The 2,384-nt window shown below is 65.5% G+C and carries 2 protein-coding genes; both read left to right on the forward strand.

Going from position 1 to position 2,384, the window contains the following annotated elements:
- Positions 1 to 150: 150 nt before the first annotated feature.
- Positions 151 to 1,245 (forward strand): hypothetical protein, encoded by a 1,095-nt coding sequence (locus AC0L3I_RS36725; RefSeq protein ID WP_473530204.1) that lies wholly within the window; start codon positions 151 to 153, stop codon positions 1,243 to 1,245.
- A 9-nt stretch (positions 1,246 to 1,254) separates the two neighbouring features.
- A partial coding sequence (locus AC0L3I_RS36730) for a site-specific integrase (protein ID WP_473530205.1) occupies positions 1,255 to 2,384 on the forward strand: 1,130 nt, incomplete at its 3' end.

Raw genomic sequence — 2,384 nt, forward strand, 5'->3', positions numbered from 1 at the left:
TCACTATCGATAATCACCTCTTATCGATAGTGATTGTTTTTGCGGCGCAAATCAGTCATTTTCGGCCCCAAGATGGCCGCCGGCGACGTCCCGCGCGGCCGAGAATGACGCAAGGCGCGGCTTTCTACCGCGCAAAAAGGGCCCACCGGCATGAGCGAAGAAAAACCCGTCCGCCTGCCCGACCCCGCTTCCGTCGAAACCGTGCTCGCAACTCTGGAGGCGCGGTCGGCCGACGCCAAGCTCGCCCCTGCCCTCAACACGACCTTTCCGGGCTTTGCCTTCACCGTCGCGACGATCGACGATTTTTATTGGTGCAGCCCTCACGCCGTCGTCGCTGCCGACGGCACCCGCCGCGGCGATCATCGCGCCTGGATCGAGAGCGAGCTGGCCGAACTGGGCGGCGATCTCACCGCCTTCTGGCACCGGCATCGCCAGGCCGGAGAAAAATTCGCCGAATGGCGCGGCGCCAGCGCCTTCGCCTTTGCGCCGACCGGGCCGGGCGTCGCCGATTTTTTGCAGATCTCGCTCGGCCGCGAGATCGAGTTTTTGGCCGGTCCCCTGGTTGATCCCGACTACCGCCCCAACAGCATCGACCATCTCCTCCAGCCGACCTGGGTTTCTCGCGATTCCGCTGCCGAGGCGCAGCAGCTCGCAGGACCAGTCTACCGGCTGCGCGGCCGCGCCGGCGGCGGCATCGTTCACATGAGGAGTTTCTTGGCGCGCCGGGCGCGCATCGGCAAGGAACAGCGCGAGGCAGGCCGTCCCGAGCTCGAAAACCGCATCATCCGTGAGGTCGGCCCCGACGGCACGCGCGACACCGCGTTTTTAGACGCCAATCCGGACTGGTTCGATTTTGTGCCGCGCGAGAACCGCCTTTTTGCCGACTGGCAGCGGTCGAGCGCTTGCGGCCACCGGATTTTTGACCATTGGGCCTTCGACGTCCACGATCTCGAAGATCGTGGCCGGCGCGAGATCGGCTTTATCCCGCGGCCGCTCAAAATGCCCGCCGGGAAGCTGGCGTTGGAAGAAGGCATTTCGGTGCACCGCCTGATGGAGCGGACCGAGGCGATCGACGCCGAGATTGGCCTGCCCTTCGCCTGGTTCTTTCTGATGACGCACGGGCACTGGGTCGATCCGGACGTCGGCCACACCATCGCCGATGGATTGCGTGCCGGCCGCGTGCGCCTGCCAGACCGCGATGCCGCCGTGCTGCTCGCCTGGGTCGACAAAAAATATCTGTTCTGAGCCGCCGTCATGGATCTTCGCCTGCCAAAACCCGCATCCGACCAAAAACTGCGCCGTGCGGAGGCGCTCGACGCGCTGGAGTCGGTGCTGCCATTCGACCGCCGCGATTTTCTGGCCGAAATCCTCACCGACGACGATGTCGCCACACTGCGCCATCTCGCCAAAGAAGGCATCGGCGAGAATTCCCTGCGCGCCCTGGCCTCGGATCTCGGTTACCTCGAAGCATGGTCTCTGGCCGCGACCGGTTTTTCGCTCCCCTGGCCGGCGCCGGAGGCGCTGCTGATCAAATTCGTCGCCCATCACCTGTGGGATCCCGCAAAACGCGATCTTTTGTCCACGCACGGCATGCCCGAAGAGGTGGCTGCAGCGCTCAGGACCCAAGGCCTGCTGCGCGCCGACGGCCCGCACGCGCCCTCCACCGTACGCCGGCGTCTGTCCAGCTGGTCGACGCTGACCGGCTGGCGCGGTTTTGTGGGAAAATTCAACGCGCCAGGCCTGCGCAGCGCCATAAAACTCGCGGTGCGCGCCAGCGCCCGCCCCCGGGGCCGCAAGAGCAAAAGGGCGGTGACCGCCGATATTTTGACCACCCTGCTCAACACCTGCGCCGGCGACCGCCTCGTCGACGTGCGCGACCGCGCTCTTCTCATCACCGCCTTCGCCTCAGGCGGCCGCCGCCGCAGCGAAATTGCTTCGCTCCGGTTCGAGCAGATCGTCGAAGAAGTGCCGGTACCCGCCGATCCCAACGCTCCCGACTCTTTGGACAAACTGCCGTGTCTAAAAATCCGGCTCGGCCGCACCAAGACGACGCAGGCCGACAGCGACGCCTTCGTGCTGCTCGTCGGCCGGCCTGTTCTGGCCCTGAAAGGCTGGCTCGAACGCGCCGGGATCACCGAGGGGGCTGTGTTCCGCGGCATCGATCGCTGGGGCAATCTCGAAAAACGCGCGCTGACGCCGCAGGCGGTCAACCTGATCCTGAAGCGACGCGTCGCCGAGGCCGGGCTTGATCCGATGGCATTTTCCGCCCATGGCCTGCGCTCCGGCTATCTCACTGAAACCGCCCGTCGCGGCATTCCGCTGCCCGAGGCGATGCAGCAGTCCCAGCATCGCTCCGTGCAGCAGGCGTCGAACTACTACAACGA

It is taken from the genome of Mesorhizobium sp. WSM4840, assembly GCF_055811755.1.